Here is a 17729-nt window from a genome sequence, read left to right as displayed (position 1 = left end):
TATAAAATGCCGAAGATGAAAACCAACCGGGGTGCTGCGAAGCGCTTCAAGAAGACTGGCTCCGGCCGCTTCAAGTGCAAGCATAACCACCTGCGTCACATCCTGACCAAGAAGAGCAGCAAGCGTAAGCGCAAGCTGGGACCGAAGTTCATGGTCTCTGCTGCTGACCACAAACGTGTTGTTGCCTGTCTGCCGTACGCATAAGGGGGATGTGAAAAATGCCAAGAGTTAAACGTGGTGTGACCGCTCGCGCTCGTCACAAGAAAGTAATGAAAGCCGCCAAGGGTTACTACGGCGCCCGTTCCCGTGTCTACCGCGTAGCGGTACAAGCGGTAACCAAAGCTGGTCAGTATGCCTACCGTGACCGTCGCCAGAAGAAGCGTCAGTTCCGTCAACTGTGGATTGCCCGTATCAACGCGGCAGCCCGTCAGAACGGTCTGTCCTACAGCCGTCTGATCAACGGCCTGAAGAAAGCTTCTATCGAGATCGATCGCAAGATCCTGTCCGATATCGCCGTTCACGACAAGCTGGCTTTCACCGCCCTGGTTGAAAAGGCTAAAGCAGCACTGGTTTAATCCGGTTCTGTTATGAAACGAAAAGGAGGCTCAGGCCTCCTTTTTTGTATCTGTAAATTATTGTTTTATAGTGGTTTTCTATTTTCATCGTCCACATTATGTCCACGCTTTTCATTTATGTGGTCACTCCGGCAGTTCTGTCAGTTTCACCTCGAGTACTGTGATCATCGCCGAGTCTCTCCTCCGTTTACCTGGATAATGCTCTTAGGCCAACACTGTTGGTGGTATCTGCCTTGACTCGTCAGTTATTGACAGAGCTTGTTTGAGTCTGTGACGTCTATTGGATTTCAATATCTTGATATTGACGTGCGACATTATTACTCATACTGTGGCTCTTAAATGGATTCACTTGGGTTTATTGATGGGCAACGCAGCAAAGGTCGGCGACATTGGTACAGACCACGATGGTTTTCGGCCTACAAAAGTGACAGCAGGTTCTCCAGATGTTTTTATTGATGGCTTGCCTGCTGCAAGAGTCGGTGATCCCCTTGAGCCTCACGACAAGCCAAATCACCCGCCTCATCCTAGAGAAATAGCTGCGGGCTCAAGCAGCGTTTTTGTAAATGGGAAACCACTGGCCTTTACTGGCAAAGGGATTTCTTGCGGAGGGGTCATCATTGGTAGTGGTACCGTCACTGTTGGTGACTCTGGACCAGGAGGCAGTTCATCAATTTCTTCCCTTCTCTCAAGTGCAAAGTGGATTGGCTTCACCATGCCAGCAACGTTTGATTACGATGGCGTCAAGTGCATAGCTACCCTGGACGATGGTTCTGTGGTTCAGGGTCAATTCAATCAGCAGAATCAGGTGATGTTTTCGTCTATCTCGGGAGCTACGTGCGTGAAGCTAGAAGTTGAGAGCTTTGAGCATGAACAAATTGGCCAAAGTTTAGCGGAAGTATTACTTGGAAAAATCATCGGGTAATGGTGTATGGCATACGCACAAGTAGATGGTAGTTTTTCGGCAAAGCAGCAACATCCAGTTGAAGATCCCGTTTTAAGCAAAGCATTGGCCGCTTTTGAAGGAGCTGCAATCAAGTTCTCTACTGATGCAATTAGTGATGCAAATGTAAGAAGCAGTTATACCTCGAACATCAAGAGAGTTGTTACAGAGGTCAAGCAGTTGGCTGCGGCGAAGAAAATATCGGTAAAAGAGGCTGCGGAGTTTTGCTATGAGATGCGCAATCAGATCATGGCTGAACATAGAAAATATACCTCTGCTCAAGGGTTAGCCTTGGCTGAGCGTCATAAAAAAGCACCACCGTCTTTGGATCAGTTGTTTGATAAGTACGCCAAGAAGAAGTTTGGTAAGGATTTCAAAAGCTTGTCTGCTCAGCAGAAAGGGGCGATTCATTACGAGATCATTGAGTCATCTGCCCGCGATAACCCCAAGTTCACCACCGCAAATCGCCGCCTTAAAGTTCTTGGTAAGGTAGGAGTTATTGTAACTGCAGCTTTGGCTACTCACGCAGTGCTCAATGCAGATAACAAGCCTAAAGAAGCGGTGAAGCAGGGGATGCAGATAGGCGGTGGTGTTGCAGGAGGATGGTTGGCCGGTTTGGCAGTATCTTCTGTGTGCGGTCCTGGTGCTCCTTTTTGTGCAATCGCCTTGGTTCTATTAGGTAGTATTGCAGGTGGTGTGGCGGGCTCTGTTGTCGCCGATAGCCTTGATGAAGAAATAGAGGAATTTACCCGTTGGCAGATCAACTGACAGATAAGGACTTGTGCGAAGCTTTATCAGACATCTTCGTTGATAACGAAGTTGACTATGACTATATCGCTTCAGTTGCCAGGAATTTCCCCTTGGATCATGTTGAGTCCGTGTTATTCGAGTGGGTTGCACCAGTTTGCTACAGCAATGGCCTCTCTCCGGTTCCACCTATCTGGTCTGGTTTTGAAAGCGAAGCTCTGTGGCGTGATATCCAAGATCTCATAGCCAAAGAGAAAAGTGCAGGTTTGGTCAGGAAGGGGATTATCAATATCAGACAACGATATCTTAGAAGAGAGTATGGCGATGAATGGCGTAAGCTATCTGCCCTGCTGACTCAAAATAGATGAAGTTGCGACTAGAGGTGTTGTTGTTTAAGCCTGCAAAATTTCAGTTATCAAATCAGCATTAAGTATGGCTAACCTGTTGAAATTATAGTTTTTTTTAGCTAGTTTAAAGCACACTTGCAGATCCTGCTCTCACATTCAAATTCCCACGGAAAGTACGCTCACTCCAATACATTCAACGAGTTAGGTTTTCCCTAGACCGTTTAATGCCTCACCAAACTGTAAAACTTCGCAAAAAAGATCCTTCTTTGCAGATCCTCAACGCCCTGCGGATCCTTGATGTGGCGCGCTCTGGACCTATGGTTTTGCGGTAATCCACTTTTGCAAAAAATTTTCCTGGTGAAGCCCGCAGGCGGGAGCGGATGAGCGCGGATTCCGTGACGCAGGCGCGCCCGTGGGCTTTCCGTCGGGCGAGGTGGCGCCCGTGGGGCTGTGTTGGGTATGATGCTGCGCTGTCTGATGCAATCCTTCCATGCGGCATTCCCTGGCCATGGGCAGGTGATGTCAGGCAGACAAAAGAGGGCCCCACAATGTGGGGCCCTCTTGCGTTGGTGGGTTACTCGATGATGGGGGAGAGCTGGCTGGCCAGCTCGCCCGCTTGCTGGCTCTGGCTGCTGAGGGTATTGCCCTGGTTGGGGCTGGGCCCGCTGCCGTGGGTGTGGCTGGCCGTGGTGGCGGCCAGCTGCTCCACCACGCTCATGAGTTGCAGCAGCAGCCGGAAGATGTTGGTCCCCTCGGTTCCCATCCAGGAACGTGGCGCTTCCAGGTGTTGCAGCTCGCCGGCGACGGCCCGGCGCAGCTGTCCCACCACCTCCACCAGATCCCCCGCCGTGGTCTGGCTCATGTTGCCCAGGCTCCCCAGGATCAGGTCATCCCCCGCCAGCAGCTCGATGGCCCCCAGCGCCTCGATGCGCTTCATGGCCCCGACCTGCTCCACACTGTGGGCCTGGGTGGTCATCAGGTGCTGGCCAAACTCGCCCTGGTAGGCGTCCGCCTCCTGGTGCATCACCATGGCCTGGTCATGCTGGCGACGGTCGGTGTGGCGGCGCTGGTTGCCCACGGTATCGGTGCGGCTGAACACCTCGGCCCGTTGCTGCTGCAGCTGCTCGCCCGGGGCGATGTCAGGCAGTGGCCAGCCGCTGCCAAGCACGGTGCGAATAAAGGGGCGGTCGGCGCGGCCAAAGGCAAAGCCCAGCTCGACCAGGCTCCCCTCGAGGGGGAACTGCAGCAGGCCTTGCTCAGGCCCGCCGAACATCACCGGCAGCGGCACGGCGCGATAGAGCGGGGTCGCCTTGTCCGGCTGGCCATCTTCCCCGAGCAGTTGCACGTCCACGGCGTAGCGAGGCCGAAACGGATCATTGAGCTGGCCGGCGGCGGCCTGGTCGCTGATGGCTTCGACTCGGCCGAACTTGGGCAGGTGCATCTTGTCGGCGAGCTCGGGGAACTCTCCTTCGATCTTGCGCCGCTCCGCTGACTTGGTGGCCTTGCCCGGGGTGACCAGGGTCAGGCTCATCTCGTCGCCCTTGAGGCGCACCCGGGTGACGCGCTGGCCATTGATGATGGCCCCGGGGCGCACGGCGGGGATCGGGGCCAGGGTCAGGATGTTGCCTGCCTGCTTGGCCGAGAGGGTGGGATCGAGCACCACCTCGCGCCCCGGCCAGCGGCTGTGGCCATGGCTACCGACGAAGATGGCGCCATTGGGCTGCTGGTACCAGCAAAAGTCGGTGATGGCGAAGGCGCGCCCCGCATTGTCGAGCAGCTGATAACCGGTGCCGGCGCTGGTGAAGTTCGGGATCGGCCGGTCTGTGTAGTCGGCCCCGTCGGGCAGCAAGAAGGTGAGGCCGCATTGGTCGGTCAACCAGGCGAGCAGACCGCGCAGGGTGGCATGCTGCTGGCTGACCGGGAAGCGGTTGCCCAGGGCGCCCGCGAGCTCCCGACACAAAAGCTTGCTGCTGCCGTTGGCCGCGGGCTGCACGTCATAGACATAACCGGTGAACCAGCGGCGCAGCGCGCCGTTATAGCCGGTGTCCAGGATCAGGGTCTGGCCCTTGTCGGCGATGCCGGTCACGGTCAGGGCGGCGCGCCCGCCGGCGCTGAGGTCCAGCACGATATCGTGGTCGACCAGGTGCCGGGGCTGGCCGGCCAGGATCAGTTGGGTGTTGAGTTTCATGCCAGTGCGTCATCCACTTTTTTGAGGTAGCGCTCGAAGGGGGTGAGCTCGTCTTCATCGGCCTTGCCGCCCTCGCTGGACGACGGGGCCTTGGCCTGGGTGGTTTGCTCGGTGGCCTGGCTCACCTGGGTCGCCGCCTTGGGCAGGCGCTGCTCGCGCTTCTCCGGTACAGAGTTGTGGTCGCTCAAGGTGAAACTCACCTGCCAGGCCAGCAGCCCCTCCTGTTCGCTGGCGGTGATGCGGCCGGTGAACTTGGCCTGGCGGATCTTGACCGCCTTGGCGAGCAAGGAGCCGACCCGAAAGACGTGGCGCTGGCCGCCATCGCCTTTCAGATCCGCCAGTTCAAACAGGCGGGCGAGCTGGTCCTCGTCCTTGTACGGGATGAGGCCGGAGACATCGAGCTCCTTGGCCTTGGCACCCTGCTCGGCCTTGCTGGTCGCGCTGGTCTGGCCCGACTGGTCTTTGTCCTGGAACTGCATGGAGAGTGAGATGCGCATCGATGACATCGTGATGGGCTCGCCATCCAGGGTCAACATGGCGCTGATGGTCATGGGGTCAACTCCTGCCAGAAGGTGATGGGAGAGGGGGAGAGCAGCAGGGCGGCGACGCTCATGCTGTGGCTATGGTCCGGGGGAGTGCTCTGGCCAAGCTGGGCCCCCAGGCTCGCGGCATCGCCCTGGCCCCGCCAGCAGTGCAGCTGCCCGGTGAGGCTGGCCAGTGCATCGAGGGCGGCGGCGTGGGCTGCCAGGTGCTGGCGGCGGCGCTCGCTTAAGGCCTGCAACTTGGCGATGGGGCTCGTGCTGCCACTGGCCAGGCTGTCGAGTTGGGCCAGCTCGGCATCCAGCGCGCCCAGGGCCGGGCGCAGCGGGGCCCAGATCAGCGGCTCGTCAGCCCGCCAGCGGGGGACCTTGGCGGCGGTGGGCTTGGCCATGGGGTCGTTGTTGGCGCCAAGCCGGCGCAGGGTCGCGCACCACTCCGGCAATGGCAGCAGGGTGCACAGGGGGGCGAGCTTGGCGGCCAGATCGGCGGCGCTGTTGCCCGTCACCAGCCAGGCGAGGGCATGCAGTTGCCCGGTGGGCAGCAGGGGATCGGCGCCATCAACCAGCTTGTCCGCCAGCGCCTGGATGGCATTGGGGGCGGCCAGGCTGGCTTGCTCGCCCTGGCGCTGGCCAACCCCGTGCTGAAAGGGGGTCACCGCCAGGGCGCGGCCGGTGACGGTGAGGCGGTCCAACTCGGCGCACAGCCCCGCCAGGGCCGCCGCCTCGCTGGCAAGGGGCTGGGGGCGATACTGGGCCCGGCTCGCCAGGGCCTGAAGCCGACCCATGGCCCCCTCGCTCTCCTCTGGTACCCGGGCCAGCAGTGTGCCGGCCTGGTTGTGCAGGCTGGCCCCGCAGGGGGGCCAGCGCAGGGCGCTCAGTTGCCAGCTCATGCCGGCAGCTCCGGCCACTCCACCGCCGTGGGCCAGCCAGGGGTCGTGGGCAGGCGTGACAGGGTGACCCGATACAGGCGCAAGGCAGCCAGCCGGGCCTGCTCCGCCTGGGTCAGGATCCCCAGCACCTCGGCATCCCCCAGAGGGGCGATGGCATCACCGGCCAGCTGCAGGCGGCGCTGCAACTCGCTCAATTGCTCCTCCTCGGTCGGGACAGGAATGGGCGGTGCCTGGTAGGGGGCCACCTCGCCATATTCGCCAAAGCGCGCCCGGACAAACAGCTCGGTACCATAGGCGACCGAGTCGGTCTGGGTGGCGGTAAAGGGCACAGGTTCGGCCAGGTGAGCAAACTGGACGGTCAGATTGATGGCGGTTTGCGCCTGGTCGGCCCATACCGGGGCCGTCACGTGAAGAATCTCGGTCATGATATGCGGATCCACAATGAGGTGTTTTGGTCGTTGTTGCCGCCGTTCTTGATGGCGCCAACCAGCTTCCAGGTGCCGGACAGGGCGGAGCCGATGCCGGGTCCGCTATCTTCCGAGTTGGCGGCGCGCAGGGAGCTGCCGGCGATGGTGTAGCCAGGCCCCTTATGCCCGCCGGTTGATACGATGCAGGTGGCGAAACAGTAGGTCCCCACCTGGCCCCAGCCGCTGCCCACGATGTCGGCATTACCCTGAGAGGCAGGGTGGGTGTGACCAGAAGGGGGCATGGTGCTCGGTTTACCCGATACCTCGCCCCAGCTGGGCCAGCGGCTGGCAGTGGTCGGGATCCCGCTTATCTGCCCCCAGGAGTGATAGTGGGACGCGGGCGCCGCGCCGATTTCGGCAGGTGTGGGCTTATCGTTGGTGTGATAGATGCGGGCATTGGTAGAAGGGGAGGTCGTATCACTGGCGTTCGCCTTGTATCCGTACCACAGCTGACGTATGTCACTGGTCGAACTGAACAAGGTGTGTCGATACTTGCTCCCGCCGTTATGCCCCCAGCTGATCCAGTTCAAAAATTGAGTGCTGCCAGAACCCTTGGGGGCTTGCGCCGACCCCGTCATGAAGTCATCGGTTTGCGTGTTCCAGTCCAGGTTACGCAGGGTGAGATAGTTGTGGGCATGCTCTTGGGCGGCCAAGGCCGGTTTGTCGGTCACTTCGCCCCAGCTTGGCCAGCGGGTCGCCGGGGCGGGCACATTGTCCAACTCGCTCCAGGGGTGGCGATGGCTGCCCGCCTTGATCTCCACCGCGATATTGACGCCCTGGGCATCTTCCAGAATGCCTGTGCCGCTGACATCGCCGGAGAGCTCGATGGTGCGCTTGCGGCGCACATCGGTGACGCTGCCATCGCCGTTGATGATGGCCACCTTGGCCAGGTGGTGGCGGTAGCCATTGCCATCGGTGTAATCGCTCTTGTCGGCCACGCTCAAGGTCAGGGTGAAGTGGTTCACCCAGGCATCGAGCAGGGAACCGGCCCGGTAGATATCGAGCCAGAGCCCCACCGGCTTGGCGCCCGGGGTCACCTTCTTGACCTCATCGAGCTGGGCGCCCGGGGTCACCTTCTTGACCTCATCGAGCTGGGCGCGCAGGCCGCCCACATAGGCCACCCCGGGCTGCACCTTGTAGACCCCCGCCTCATTCACCAGCTTGAAGCCGTCGCCATAGAAGGTGGCCGGGCCAAAGAATTGCAGCGCTTGCACGCGCAGGTCGTCATCCATGCCGCGCAGGCGGGCGGCATAGTCAATCTGCCAGGTGCTGGCGTCCACATTCGTGACCGTGGCTTCACTGGCTCGGTCGTACTCCATCAACATCGACTTGACCAGGCTGTTGCCCACCTGGCCGCTTTGCGGATCCGTCTTGAGTTTGGTCTCGCTGCCCTTGTAGACCACCATGGCCACCAGGTTGCGGGCCTTGTTGATGAGATACATGGCATTGAACTCGAAATCACCGAGGCTGGTGTCCATGACGATGGTGTACGCCACCGCGTCGTTGTTGATACGCCCGCGCTGATCGACGGCCTGGCGGTGAACAATCCGGGCGACGGGAGGCAGGCCCCACACCGGATCGATAGGGGTGTCCTGATCCACGTTTGGCATGTTGGCCAGCACGATCTCATCGAGCTCCACGGGGGCTTGGTTGGCGAGGCACTCCTGCCAGTAGCTGGCGAAGGCGTTGGTAATGATCTGGCTCATGTCGTCCTCTTGAGTGATGCGCCGAACACCTGCTGGCTCATGTCGATGCGGCCTTGACGAAGGGTCGCGGTGATCGGATAGACCACCTGGAAGCGGTAGCGGCGGCAGGTGCGGCCGTAGTGTTGGATCAGGGTTTCCATCAGTTGCTGGTTGCTCGCTATGGCGCCGTCGGTCACCTCGATGGTGATCACATCCCAGGGCGTGCCGGCCTGGCGTTCGTGGATGTCGCACCAGCCGATGCCAAGGCGCTCGAAGATGCGCTTAAAGCCCGCCACCTCGCCGGCATCCCTGGCGTTGACAAAGGCGAACTTGACCCGCTTGCGAAAGAGATCAATCGGTTCGCCATTGAAGCGCGCTATGTCCCGCTCCCAGGCCAGCAGGGCCAGCAGGGACTCCGAGCAGGTCAGCGGGTCTTGCTGGGCCAGGGGCAGCAAGAGCCAGCCCTTGAGCCGTTGCCAGAAGGCATTGATGCCCCTGGCCAGAAACCGGGGCTCGGCATGGGTCGGGCTGATGGTGTAGCCATCTTCCCACCAGGGGGCGCTGGCATCGGGCAGTGCCGGCGCCTGCAGGTCGTGCGCAAGGGGCGTCGGTTTAGTCATGGAGGGTCACCACAAGCTGGGCCAGGCGGGGGATCGCCAGGCCGGACAAGATATCCTCCTCGGCAAAGCGCAGGCTCTTGAGCTGCGGAAATTGGCTGTGCAGCTCCCGGCCGAGCTGGGAGAGGGAAAACCGGGATTGTGGCCAGGTGCGGGTCACGCTCGGGAAATCCGCCGACTGGCGAAAGGCGGCCCGGACCAGGTTCTCGGCGCCCGCCTTGAGGGCGGCGCGCTGCTCGTCGCTGAGGTTGGCCTGGGGCCAGAGTGCCAGGGTGAGGCTGTGCGGGGTTTCCGGCATCGCCATCACGAACAAGTCATCCCCATGGCCATGGTTGCCCTGGCGGCCCACATAGTCGTTGAGCTGGGCAACGAGGCTCGCCGGGGTGATGCCCACCTCCAGCAGGATATAGGCGTTGGCGGTGCCCGGGCCCCGGGGGGCGTCGTGCTCGAAGAAGATGTGATCGGCGCGGATCCCCGCGACGCTCGCCAGCATGGAGCGGTAAATCGCGTCGATGTGGTAGCGCCCCACCGCCGAGAACTGGTTCTGGATACGCAGCCCCAGGGCATCATTGCTCTCAGCGTCGCTGCCCTGGGTGGTGATCCACTCCTTGTCGTCATTGCGGGCCGACAAGATGCCGGTCACCGCTTCACTGAGCAAGTTGTAATAGCCCGGGGCCAGGTTCCAGGCCGCCCCCGCGTGCTCGGCTTCGCAGACCACCTTGGCCACCGCTTCCCCGGCCGGGCTCACTACCGCCTGCACGGGGCGCAGGCGATAGATGGTGCCGTTGATGCGCTCGGTGGTGATCCAGATGTCGGCCGGGATGGTGACTGTTTCGCTCGGGTTGGCTTTGACGAAGCTGACCAGGCCCCGGGTCTTCTGGGCGCCCTTGCGGGTGAGATCCACGTCCCAGGCCTTGAGGTCGAGATAGGCATCGGTGGCGGTGGCCGCGAAGGTGCTCGGCAGCACATGGCCCGCCAGCAGGGTGCGAATAAGCCACAGCGCCGGGGTGATCACCACGCCGCGCACCAGGCGCCAGAACGGGCTCACGTCCGAGTCGTTGGTGATGAGGGAGCCGGCGGCCTCCACCTCCTTTTTCAGCTCGGCCTCCATCGCCGCCGCTGTGGTCGGCACACCGGTCTCGGCGAGCAGGGCCAGAAAATCCACGGTTGGGCGCAGGGTCAAAGGGTTACCTCCAGGGAGCCAAATTCATAGGTGCGGGCAGTGACCAGGATCCGGTCTGGTGCCTCTTCGCTGATAACGATGGTGCCCGGGATCAGACGCTCGTCGTGCTCGACCAGCAGCTCGATTTCGGTCATGACATCGCTGCGCAGGGTAGGGCTGCGCTCGCCGATGAGCTTGCGGGCGAGCCCGGATTCCATGATGCGGTGCTTGATGTCCTGGCCGATGCTGTGCCTGTCCTGGGTGTAACGGGGCTGGCCGCCGGCATCGAGCAGCCAGGCGCCGTTCTCGACCAGCACGTCGATGTACTTGGGCGCGGTCATGGGGTGGTTATCCACATTTCTTGCTCCATCTCCCCCGGCGTCATCGGGCTTTGGAAGTGGTTGTGCACCTCGCCGATGTGCATAGCCTTGGCTGGCTTCTGGTTCGCCGTGGTCGCGGCCGCGTTGGCCTGGATCAGCTGCTGACCAAGACCACCGGATGGGATGCTGCTCTGACCACCCTGGCGATAACTATCGAGCGGCGCATTGATGTTCTCGGGGTTCTGCAGATTGAGATCGGGCATTGAAGAACTGATGTCCAGGTTGACCCCTGGCAAGGTGTTGAGCTTTTCCAATACCCACTGGATGGCTTTACCCACAGCCCAGATAGGCGACAACAACAGCTTGAACACCGTTCCGAGAATGGCGCCGGCTGCCTCCCCGAGAGCCATCATGTTGGTGAATGCACCAGATGCTTCATCGGTGGTGCCCAGCCATTCACCGATGATGCCGATCAGGCTAGATACGCCATCCCAGATCACTGGCAATATCTCGGCCCAAGGCTCGAATATGGTTGAGATGGCAGGAGCCATCGCAGAGATTAGCCCGCTGAAGAATGCTTTAATGGGGTCCCACCACATAACCAAGACCGCGATGGCGGCACCGACAGCCAGTATGGGCCATGCCAACGCGGCTAAGATGGCACCAACGCCGGACAAGATTGCCCACAGGCCAGCGAATGCCCCCAACCCTGCTACAGCCATAACGGTGTAGGAAATGGCTCTGGTCAGGTTCGGGAAAATTCTTGTCCAGCGAAGCAACACGCCGCCAGCATCAACAATCGAGCCAATCACCCCGTCGACAGCAGGAGTGAGCTGGCTAAACGCGCTGGATCTTATGGCGAACCATACCGACTCCAACCGTTGCCACTGGTCGGTCATTGAGGCGGCCATCTGCTCGGCCTTGCCCATGCCGTGAGTGTTGCCCAGGGCGTTGATACTGCCCTTGAGCTGGTCGGTTTTTTCCAGCAGGTTCAAAATGACCGGGGTTGCGGTTTCGCCGAAGGCCGCCTGGATCTTGGCGATGTCGCTCCCTTCCAGGGTTTCGCCAAATTTCCTTTTGATCTGATCCAGGATCTCCACCATGGGCAGCATGGCCCCGGTGGCATCATAAAAGCCCAAGCCCAACCCTTTCCCCGCTTTGGGAATGGCTGACAAAAATGACTTGTATGCAGTGCCCGCCACGGCCCCACCCATGGTGGATTGCAAGGTACCCAATACGGCAAATTGTTCATCCATCGACACCCCTAACGAGGTGGCAGTGGACTGTACGCCCTGAAAGGCATCCGCCATGCCCTGACCGGTGGTCTTGAACATCTGTACCGCGAGCGCGGTCTTGCCCGCCACATCCTCTACCCAGTTGGCCTTGCCCATGGCATTGGCCTGCTGCTCAAAGATGCCATACATGGTGCCCATGTAACTGGTGATGGTGCCGGTATCGGCCTTGGTGGCGGCTGCCAGCACCCCGGAGGCGCGGGTAAAGGCGGGCAAGTCGTTGCCGCTGAGCCCGGCGATGGCGGACTGGATGTCATAGGAGGCCTGGACAAACTCGGTGGCCGATTTGCCATAATCCACACTGAATTGAAGCGCCTCTTGCCCAAGCGCCTTCAGGGTGTCTTTGGCAACGCCCAGCGATGCAACCTCACCTAACGCTCTGTCCATCTCGATCGCCGGCATCAGGGTTGCCTGGATAGCTAAACCGCCTGCGGCAACGGCGGCAGCGCCTCCGGCCATCTTCCCCCAGCTGTTGCTGGCCGCCTTGGTTACCTTATCCATCTGGGCATTGATGCCCGCCAGTGGCTTGGTGACCTGATCCACCAGGGCCACCTGCATCATCAATTTTTCCATCCAGGCCATGAGTCGTTACCCGTTGAATGCTTTGGCTATGCCCTCGGCCACGCTGGCGGCGTCGGAGGCGCGTTTCTGTTTGTCTATCCACAAGGCGCGGGCCAGGCTGTCGATGTCGTCACCCTCATGGGGCAGGTAGTAGCGCCGCAGCGCCAGTACCTGCTCCAGTTGGTTGCGCTCGATGGCCTCGGCGCGCGCCGTCAGTTTTTTACGGTGATCTCCAGCTCGGGGGCGAACTCCTTGTTGATGGCGCCGGCCAGTTGCAGGGCGGCACTGGGGCGCTTGAGCAGCTCGTCCAATGCCTCTTTACTCTCGGGGCAGACAATCTTGCGCAGGTAGTTGTGGGCCGGCGCCACCTTGTCGCTGGGCAGCATGTCGTTGATGAAGCTGTTGTAGGCCACCATGGTGGGGGCGAATTTCAGCTCTTTGCCGGCGACGTCCAGGGTGATGATGGGGGTGCTCATGGGGTGTTTTCCTCTTGTTCAATCCAGTGGTTCAGGGTGGTGATCTGGGTTTGGCAGCGGCGCAGCGCCATCTGCAGGGTGGGGATAAACCGCACGGCCTCGCCGTAGGTGGTCCCCGTAAATTCAGGCTCCGGGCAGTGGGGCACCAGCCCTGGCGGCGGCAGCCGCTTGATGACCCGGGTTTGCACCAGGGGCGTGGGCTGGCTGGAGCAGGCGCAGAGCGCCGCCAGGCAGAGGCTCGCGAGCGCAATCCGGGCGGCCCGCCGGCGGCGTGGCCAGAGCGTGTTCCAGTTCATCGGCAGTTTTCCTGTGCTGTTGGTCGAGCTCGGTCAGGGCGGCGTGCTGGGTGCTGAGCAATGCGCGCAACCCAATCTCATCGCGGTTGAGCGTCTCGATCTGGCTGGCCTGCTGCTCGTTGGTGGTTTGCAGGGTGGCGATGGTCTCGTTGGCGCTGGCCAGCGCTTTGCCACGGCTCTCCAGCATGCGACTGCCCAGGAAGAGGGCGGCGCCCATGACCAGCGCCAGGGCAAACAGCAGGTTGGCGAGCTGCGCCTTGATGAGATTCATGCCAGCACCCCGCCAAACTCGGTGAACTTGGCCAGCAGGTCGGCGAGCCGGTGCTCGCGCTGGCCGTAGCCGGCGCCGGGCAGGCTGGCCCAGATGTTGGCGCACTTGGCGATGGCCTGGGGGATGCGCCCCTTGATCACATCGTCCAGCGCCCTGCGCTCGCGGATAAGCTGGATGGCCCAGGCATCTTGCGACTCGGGTCCGAAGTCCGGCAGGCCGAGCGCCGCCTGGTAGTGACGCCAATGGCGGGATAGGAACTGATAGCGCCCGGCGGCGGTGCTGTGCAGGGTCGGGTTGACCCGCACCAACACATCGGGGTGCTCACGGTAGTCCTGGAAGAACCCGGCCGGGTTGACCAGCTTGTCGTATCCGTCATCGCCGAGCCCTTTGGTGCCCTCGGCAAAGGCCAGCATGTCCAGGAAGGCGGCCACCTGGGGGTGGCAGTGACTACGCGGCATTGTTGTCCTCCTTCTTGCGAAACATCAGGGTTGCCCGATCGCGGATGATGTCCATGCCAAGCAGCCCCACCATGCCGCCCAGGAACGGGGTGGCCTCGGCGGGAATGCCGAGCAGCTGGGTACCGGTGGCGGCCGCCAGGGTGATGAGGCCGCACAGGCTCGATTCAATCAGTCGGCGGCGGCCATTGCCCCCGGCATAGGTGATGCGCAAAAAGGCGATGGCCAGCGCCAGCAGTGCCCCATATACGGCGGGCCAGTTGTCCATCAGCCAGGCCAGCAGGGCGGTGGCCAGGGTGGGGTCTTTGGTTGGCATAGGGTTCATATCCGTTGCTCTGGTTAGCGGCCCAGGCGTTCGAGCCGGGTCTGGCAGGGGACGCACAGGCGCACCCCCGGCACATAGCGGCGACGGCCCTCGGGGATGGGGTCATCGCACTCTTCGCACATCGACAGGCTCGGGCCCCGGGCCTGGCTCTTGCCCACCTGGTTGGCCAGGTGAACCGCCAGCATGCGGGCGGCGTGGCGGGTCGCGCGGTCGATATCGTCCATGGCGCCCCCTTATCCCAGCAGGTGGCGGGTGTCGTCCTTGGAGAGGTACGGCACGCCATTGATGTGAACGAAATCGGGGGAGGTGACGAAGCCCTTCACCTTGTGCACGCTCTTGCTGCCCCCCTTGGGATCGATGTCGAGCAGATCGGAGACCAGCAGCTTCACGCCGAACGCCTCCACCTTCATCTGGTCGCTGCCGGTGTCGGCGTAGAACAGCACATCGTCCGGTGCCATCCCGCGCCAGCTGCCATCCCGCTTGGCGGCCTCGGTGAGCTGGTTGAAATTCTTGGTGTCGAGCTCGAACTCCAGCTCGGCGGCCACGTCGCCATCCAGATACCCGTCGGGGACCCCGCGGGTTTGTGCCACGGCGCTGTTGTCGGTGATGGTCAGGCTGGCCTTGTCGATGTGGACCATGGCCCCCATCAGGGTGGTGTCGAAGCTGGCACCGGAAATGCGGCGGGTCATGGATTAGCCCTCCTCGTTGTTGAGGCTCAAATCGAGCATGATGTTGACGGTGATCCCCTTGGGGCAGTCCACGGTGCGCACCACCACATAGACGGAGACCCGGTTCTTGTCCGTCCACTGGATGCCGATATCGCCATCCTGGGGGGAGGCGATGTCGCCCGGGAACGGCTGGCCGTTGATGGTGGTGGCCTTGGCCATCACGCGCAGGTCTTTGCCGAAGTAGGTGATGGCGGCGGCCGTGCTGCCCGGGGTGGAGTTGAAGGCGCGATCGCCGATGCGGGCGATGGCGCGAATGCGCATCCGGCGCGCCACCTTGTAGGCGATGCGCAAGTTCTCGATCACCTGGTAGTCGCCGCCCTCGGCATCGAGCTGGCGCCCGTCGGCCCAGTAGAGGCCGTCATAGTCCGGGTACCACATGGGCACCGAGTAGCGGTTTTGCTCCAGGGTTTGCAAAGTGGCCAGCGGCAGCGGGGTCCCGTCCTTGTCCAGCGGCTTGCTGCCGATCCCGACCAGAGGGCCGGTCTTGACCCGGCAGGGGCTGTCGGCGACGCTCACCGCCCGGTTGCATAGGCGGCCGGCGTAGACCCCCAGGAGGTTTGGCCACAGCATGGGCACCAGGCCGACCCCATCGGCCGCGATACCCTCTTGCAGGGCGGCCAGCCTGGCTTCGTAGTCGCTCCAGGTGTCGCCATCCTCGGCGTCCTGGTTGATGCCCGGCACCCCCAGCAGGATGAACTGCCAGCGTCCCCACTTGGCGATCAGCTCCTGGTTGAGGGCGTGGGCGGCGGCGATAAGGTCGGGCGTGATCGTCTGGCCCAGGATCACCATCCCCTCGAAGGATTGGGTCTGCTGGGCGGCGCGGGCGGCGTCCAGCCAATCCATGTCGGTGGGCAGCACGAAGGCGGCGGCGGTCCAGTTCTGGCCGGCGTTGTCCCGGGCGGCCAACACGTTGGTTTTCAGCTCGCTGTCACCCTGGCCCAGCAGGGCATCGAGGTCGCTCTGGGTGTTGAGGGAGAGCAGCTTGCCGGTGTTGCTGGCGGCGCTGCCGATGAACAGCAGATGGCGCTCGACTTCCGTCACGGGCCCCTGTTGCTGATTCAGGTTGTTGATCTGTACGAAAGGCCACATGGCGCTATTTCCCCTTCAGGTCTTGTTGGTTGATGTCCCAGCCGTAATCGATGCTCTGCAGAGCGCGGGCGAAGGCCTGCTCCCGCTGCCGAGTGTTGGCGCCGAGGAACGGGCGGGCCGGCAGCTGGATCTCCCAGCTGCTCTTCACCGGTTCATCCTTGAGCTTCTTGATGAGCAGCCCCGCCTGGGCATAGTTGAGGCTGCCGGTGATCCAGCCCAAGGAGGCCGAGCGGTATGAGTGCTTGCGCTTGCCTGGGCGCTTGAAGCCCAGTTCGCGCAGTTTGCGGGCCTGGGCCTTGCTGGCCGGTTTGTCCTTGCCGCCCAGGGTAGAGGCGATGCGGCGCCGGCTGGCCGCCGTCACCTGGTAGGTGTGCCCCTTCTGGTGGGTGCCCGCGATGACCCCTGCATGGGCGCTCATGGTGCCCTTGCGAAAACCGAGCTCGGCCACGTCCTGGCGCGGTTCACGGATCTGCAGCAGCTTGGGCAGACCGCGCAGCATCTTGCGTTTGCCGCGCTTGCGCGGTGCCCAAGGATTACCGTTGGGGTCTTGCTGGCCGCGCACGTTGCGGGCCGCCAGCTTCTTCATCTCGTTGGCGGCGCGCCACACTAGGCGCTGGCGTTTCTTGGGCGGCAGGGCCAGCAGGTTGAGCTGGTCTTTGCTGCGGCGGGTGTCCAGGGTGATGGCGATCATGCCGGGCCCCCTACCAGGTGATGGCCCGCATTGCCCACCTGCAGATCGATCTGCTCGGCCACCCAGATCTCATAGGGGGCGACGTTCCAGCACTTGCCGAGCCAGCGGATGGGGCCGCTCGGGTGCTCGATAAGGCGCAGCGGCTCGGCGAAGGGGAGCTGGATCTCGAGATCGGCGCTCTGCTCATCGTTCGGGGTGACCGCGTAGTCGGGATCGGGCAGCTCAAGGTCGGCGCGAAACGGGTCATGCTCCTGCACCCAGGCGGCCACCGTGGCCAGCAGGATGGCCGGATCCAGCTCCCGAAACGGCAGTTGTTCGAGGGTGAACACCGCCTGATAGCTGAGCCAGGCCACATCCACCCCGGTGGGGCCCTGGTTCTTGGGGTCGAGCTTGATGGTGCCGTTCTCCATCCAGCTATCCAGGCGCTTGTGGCACTTGGGCGGCAGCACCCGCAGCAACTCGGTGTGGAGCGCCTGCAGGAAATAGCCCTGGGCCTGCTGCTCGTTGATGTCACTCATATCAGCGATACTCCCGCCCGGTGCTTACCCTTGATGCTGCGCACCAGTTGCTGACTCTCGGCCAGCAACTGGGCGCGCTGGTCCGGGGAGCGCTCCATCTGGTTGTTGGCGGTGGCCCGCTCGGTGACGCTGGCGAACTCCGGCAAGAGGGCCGCCTTGGCGCGGGCAAAGACGGCGGCCAGGTAATGTTCGGTCAGGGCGTTTCTGCCGGAGTCAGCGCCATCGTCAAGGCTGGGCCCCGGCACGGCGGCGGCGCTGGCATAACCCTTGGCCTGCAGGACGGCCTGGTGGCTGGCGAGCTGCAGGTTGATTTCAGAGACGGCGGCCAGCAAGGCGGCGCCAGTGGTCTGCTGGTCCAGATCGGCAGGCAGGGCGCGGCGGCGCTCGAAGTCGGCGACGGCCACATCCGGCCAGAACCCGTCATTGCGGATAGTGGCGGCGCTGTAGTTGATGTCCTTGCCTGCAAACATGGCTTGCCTCGCTGGTTGAATGGGGCACCCCTGTCGCCACGCAATTACCGATGAGTTAGCCCAAGGCTGCCCATGGCATT

26 protein-coding genes are annotated in these 17729 nt (G+C 62.2%); 5 read left to right on the top strand and 21 right to left on the bottom strand.

The features are described 5' to 3' along the window. The first annotated feature begins 6 nt into the window (after window positions 1-6). The 5 genes from rpmI to ACLHZ1_RS09010 all read left to right on the top strand — a co-directional run bounded on the left by rpmI (window position 7) and on the right by ACLHZ1_RS09010 (window position 2630). Window positions 7-204, top strand: coding sequence for a 50S ribosomal protein L35 (gene rpmI / locus ACLHZ1_RS09030; protein ID WP_005315535.1), 198 nt, complete (start codon window positions 7-9; stop codon window positions 202-204). A gap of 14 nt (window positions 205-218) precedes the next feature. Then, window positions 219-575, top strand: a complete 357-nt coding sequence (gene rplT, locus ACLHZ1_RS09025) for a 50S ribosomal protein L20 (RefSeq protein WP_005300683.1) — start codon at window positions 219-221, stop codon at window positions 573-575. A gap of 280 nt (window positions 576-855) precedes the next feature. Next, the gene (locus ACLHZ1_RS09020; protein ID WP_427261804.1) at window positions 856-1497 is read left to right on the top strand and encodes a type VI secretion system PAAR protein; all 642 of its coding nucleotides are present in this window, start codon (window positions 856-858) and stop codon (window positions 1495-1497) included. A gap of 6 nt (window positions 1498-1503) precedes the next feature. Further along, window positions 1504-2283 carry a hypothetical protein gene (locus tag ACLHZ1_RS09015; protein ID WP_323975890.1) on the top strand — a complete coding sequence of 260 codons (780 nt, stop codon included), beginning with the start codon at window positions 1504-1506 and terminating at the stop codon, window positions 2281-2283. After that, window positions 2268-2630, top strand: coding sequence for a DUF7079 family protein (locus ACLHZ1_RS09010; protein ID WP_427261803.1), 363 nt, complete (start codon window positions 2268-2270; stop codon window positions 2628-2630). The genes ACLHZ1_RS09015 and ACLHZ1_RS09010 overlap by 16 nt, the downstream gene beginning before the upstream one ends. A gap of 553 nt (window positions 2631-3183) precedes the next feature. Here ACLHZ1_RS09010 and ACLHZ1_RS09005 read toward each other — a convergent pair. From ACLHZ1_RS09005 to ACLHZ1_RS08905, 21 genes are read right to left on the bottom strand one after another with little or no spacing between them, the layout of a single operon-like run. After that, on the bottom strand, window positions 3184-4797 hold the full coding sequence (locus ACLHZ1_RS09005) for a hypothetical protein (RefSeq protein ID WP_427261802.1): 1614 nt from the start codon (window positions 4795-4797) through the stop codon (window positions 3184-3186). After that, window positions 4794-5348, bottom strand: coding sequence for a hypothetical protein (locus tag ACLHZ1_RS09000; protein WP_427261801.1), 555 nt, complete (start codon window positions 5346-5348; stop codon window positions 4794-4796). Before ACLHZ1_RS09000 ends, ACLHZ1_RS09005 begins: the two co-directional genes overlap by 4 nt. Then, a complete protein-coding gene (locus ACLHZ1_RS08995) occupies window positions 5345-6226 on the bottom strand; it encodes a hypothetical protein (RefSeq protein ID WP_427261800.1) in 882 nt (293 codons plus the stop codon). Before ACLHZ1_RS08995 ends, ACLHZ1_RS09000 begins: the two co-directional genes overlap by 4 nt. Continuing rightward, window positions 6223-6651 (bottom strand): tail fiber assembly protein, encoded by a 429-nt coding sequence (locus tag ACLHZ1_RS08990; RefSeq protein ID WP_427261799.1) that lies wholly within the window; start codon window positions 6649-6651, stop codon window positions 6223-6225. The genes ACLHZ1_RS08995 and ACLHZ1_RS08990 overlap by 4 nt, the downstream gene beginning before the upstream one ends. Beyond that, the gene (locus ACLHZ1_RS08985; protein WP_427261798.1) at window positions 6648-8399 is read right to left on the bottom strand and encodes a phage tail protein; all 1752 of its coding nucleotides are present in this window, start codon (window positions 8397-8399) and stop codon (window positions 6648-6650) included. Before ACLHZ1_RS08985 ends, ACLHZ1_RS08990 begins: the two co-directional genes overlap by 4 nt. Further along, the gene (locus tag ACLHZ1_RS08980; protein WP_427261797.1) at window positions 8396-8998 is read right to left on the bottom strand and encodes a phage tail protein; all 603 of its coding nucleotides are present in this window, start codon (window positions 8996-8998) and stop codon (window positions 8396-8398) included. The genes ACLHZ1_RS08985 and ACLHZ1_RS08980 overlap by 4 nt, the downstream gene beginning before the upstream one ends. Then, window positions 8991-10178, bottom strand: a complete 1188-nt coding sequence (locus tag ACLHZ1_RS08975; RefSeq protein ID WP_427261796.1) for a baseplate J/gp47 family protein — start codon at window positions 10176-10178, stop codon at window positions 8991-8993. Before ACLHZ1_RS08975 ends, ACLHZ1_RS08980 begins: the two co-directional genes overlap by 8 nt. Continuing rightward, window positions 10175-10498 carry a DUF2590 family protein gene (locus tag ACLHZ1_RS08970; RefSeq protein ID WP_427261822.1) on the bottom strand — a complete coding sequence of 108 codons (324 nt, stop codon included), beginning with the start codon at window positions 10496-10498 and terminating at the stop codon, window positions 10175-10177. The genes ACLHZ1_RS08975 and ACLHZ1_RS08970 overlap by 4 nt, the downstream gene beginning before the upstream one ends. Further along, window positions 10495-12351, bottom strand: coding sequence for a phage tail tape measure protein (locus ACLHZ1_RS08965; RefSeq protein ID WP_427261795.1), 1857 nt, complete (start codon window positions 12349-12351; stop codon window positions 10495-10497). Before ACLHZ1_RS08965 ends, ACLHZ1_RS08970 begins: the two co-directional genes overlap by 4 nt. A 6-nt stretch (window positions 12352-12357) precedes the next feature. Continuing rightward, entirely contained in the window at window positions 12358-12492 is a 135-nt protein-coding gene (locus ACLHZ1_RS08960; protein ID WP_427261821.1) for a DUF6890 family protein, read from the bottom strand. 50 nt (window positions 12493-12542) lie between these two features. Then, the gene (locus tag ACLHZ1_RS08955) at window positions 12543-12806 is read right to left on the bottom strand and encodes a putative phage tail assembly chaperone (RefSeq protein ID WP_427261794.1); all 264 of its coding nucleotides are present in this window, start codon (window positions 12804-12806) and stop codon (window positions 12543-12545) included. Continuing rightward, a complete protein-coding gene (lysC, locus tag ACLHZ1_RS08950; protein WP_427261820.1) occupies window positions 12803-13036 on the bottom strand; it encodes an Rz1-like lysis system protein LysC in 234 nt (77 codons plus the stop codon). Before lysC ends, ACLHZ1_RS08955 begins: the two co-directional genes overlap by 4 nt. Further along, on the bottom strand, window positions 12930-13373 hold the full coding sequence (locus ACLHZ1_RS08945; protein ID WP_427261793.1) for a hypothetical protein: 444 nt from the start codon (window positions 13371-13373) through the stop codon (window positions 12930-12932). Before ACLHZ1_RS08945 ends, lysC begins: the two co-directional genes overlap by 107 nt. Continuing rightward, window positions 13370-13831 (bottom strand): glycoside hydrolase family 24 protein, encoded by a 462-nt coding sequence (locus tag ACLHZ1_RS08940; RefSeq protein WP_427261792.1) that lies wholly within the window; start codon window positions 13829-13831, stop codon window positions 13370-13372. Before ACLHZ1_RS08940 ends, ACLHZ1_RS08945 begins: the two co-directional genes overlap by 4 nt. Then, on the bottom strand, window positions 13821-14144 hold the full coding sequence (locus ACLHZ1_RS08935) for a phage holin, lambda family (protein ID WP_408798838.1): 324 nt from the start codon (window positions 14142-14144) through the stop codon (window positions 13821-13823). Before ACLHZ1_RS08935 ends, ACLHZ1_RS08940 begins: the two co-directional genes overlap by 11 nt. Before the next feature lie 23 nt (window positions 14145-14167). After that, window positions 14168-14377, bottom strand: a complete 210-nt coding sequence (locus ACLHZ1_RS08930) for a TraR/DksA family transcriptional regulator (RefSeq protein ID WP_427261791.1) — start codon at window positions 14375-14377, stop codon at window positions 14168-14170. Window positions 14378-14386: 9 nt separating this feature from the next. Beyond that, window positions 14387-14842 (bottom strand): phage protein, encoded by a 456-nt coding sequence (locus tag ACLHZ1_RS08925; protein WP_408798834.1) that lies wholly within the window; start codon window positions 14840-14842, stop codon window positions 14387-14389. Window positions 14843-14845: 3 nt separating this feature from the next. Beyond that, complete coding sequence (locus ACLHZ1_RS08920) at window positions 14846-15970, bottom strand: DUF2586 domain-containing protein (RefSeq protein ID WP_427261790.1); 1125 nt, start codon at window positions 15968-15970, stop codon at window positions 14846-14848. Between the two features lie 4 nt (window positions 15971-15974). Continuing rightward, window positions 15975-16661, bottom strand: coding sequence for a phage virion morphogenesis protein (locus tag ACLHZ1_RS08915; RefSeq protein ID WP_427261789.1), 687 nt, complete (start codon window positions 16659-16661; stop codon window positions 15975-15977). Continuing rightward, window positions 16658-17179 carry a phage tail protein gene (locus ACLHZ1_RS08910; protein WP_427261788.1) on the bottom strand — a complete coding sequence of 174 codons (522 nt, stop codon included), beginning with the start codon at window positions 17177-17179 and terminating at the stop codon, window positions 16658-16660. Before ACLHZ1_RS08910 ends, ACLHZ1_RS08915 begins: the two co-directional genes overlap by 4 nt. After that, window positions 17176-17649, bottom strand: a complete 474-nt coding sequence (locus ACLHZ1_RS08905; protein ID WP_427261787.1) for a head completion/stabilization protein — start codon at window positions 17647-17649, stop codon at window positions 17176-17178. Before ACLHZ1_RS08905 ends, ACLHZ1_RS08910 begins: the two co-directional genes overlap by 4 nt. Window positions 17650-17729: the final 80 nt, after the last annotated feature.

It is taken from the genome of Aeromonas sobria (genome assembly GCF_050266975.1).
GTDB lineage: Bacteria > Pseudomonadota > Gammaproteobacteria > Enterobacterales > Aeromonadaceae > Aeromonas > Aeromonas sobria_B.
Note: the sequence above shows the minus strand (reverse complement) of the source record. Positions and strands in the feature narration are given on the sequence as shown.